This window comes from Streptomyces sp. NPDC127092 (assembly GCF_042722475.1).
Taxonomy (GTDB): Bacteria; Actinomycetota; Actinomycetes; order Streptomycetales; family Streptomycetaceae; genus Streptomyces.
This window is the reverse complement of the sequence record NZ_JBHXFE010000399.1, coordinates 1-1,063: the sequence shown is the minus strand read 5'-3', so window position 1 is coordinate 1,063 and position 1,063 is coordinate 1. Positions and strand designations below refer to the sequence as shown.

General features: G+C 67.5%; 1 protein-coding gene. It reads right to left on the bottom strand.

Features of this window, described 5'->3' with window-relative positions; all coding sequences use genetic code 11:
* The coding region (locus ACFWJO_RS40800) for a YbaK/EbsC family protein (protein WP_386873457.1) at positions 1-1,021 on the bottom strand (1,021 nt) is incomplete at its 3' end.
* Positions 1,022-1,063: the final 42 nt, after the last annotated feature.

Sequence of the window (1,063 nt, the reverse complement as noted above, 5' to 3'; positions counted from 1 at the left end):
GTTCCGCGTACTCGGACAGGGCGTTGTCGACGTACGTCGGAAGGTTCGTGGGATGTCCGAGCGGGGCGATACCCCCGATCGGCTGGCCGGTCGCGATCCGCACCATGTCGAGGGGTGCCCGGGTCAGATTTCCCTGCAGGCGCTTGCCCGTGTTCGCCAGATCCACCTCGTGCGCCCCCGAGACCAGGAGCAGGATCGGATCGTCGTCCAGGAGGAACACCAGCGACTTGGTGATGGCCCCGATGTCGACCCCCAGAGACTCGGTGCCCGCGCCCGGGGTGATCCAGCGTCCGATGGCCGCGTAGAAGGCGGGGATGACGTTCGAACCGAACGCACCGCCGGCGCTGGGATTGCCGAGAATGACGAAGACGGCGATCGCGAGGGGCACTGCGAGGATGCCGACCGAGGCGCGCAACCCCAGCGTGAACACGGCGGTGCCGAAGACGACACCTGTTCCGAGAAGCCACAGCGGGAACCAGTGGCCTGCGAACGTGCCGAGCACGTGAGTGGTGATCAGGGCGCCGAGGGCACCGGACAGCACGGCGTACCCGAACAGGACAGCCGTGTGCACGGAGGCCTGACGCAGGGTCCGCGGGGCGCCGATGAACAGGCCGATCGCCGCCGCGAGCAGGTAGCCGCCGACCACCCATCCGACCGCCAGATAGAAACCGGACAGTCCGCGGTTGTCGTGCGCGCCTACCGGAATTTCGTCGCGCACCGTGAACTGGCGACCTTCCGAGACGACACGGGCGCGCAGCGGCCTGCCGTCGATCGCATCGAGCCGGTCGGCGACCTGCTGGTCCGTGCCTGCGGGCAGTCCCTCCGCCGCGACGACACCGATCTCGATGTCGCGGGGTGTGGGCTGATGGAACGCGGCCACGTAGCTGAGGATGAAGCCGAGCTGGAGGAGGAGAACGCCGAAGACCAGCGCGACCATCACCCTGGGAGCGCCGTACTTCGACACCGGACTGTCGTGGTGCACGGGAGCCGGGGTGGGGGATTCGCTGTCGGTCATGGTCATCGGACGTCCTCGATCCTTGTCGATACCGTAGGTATTGAATAC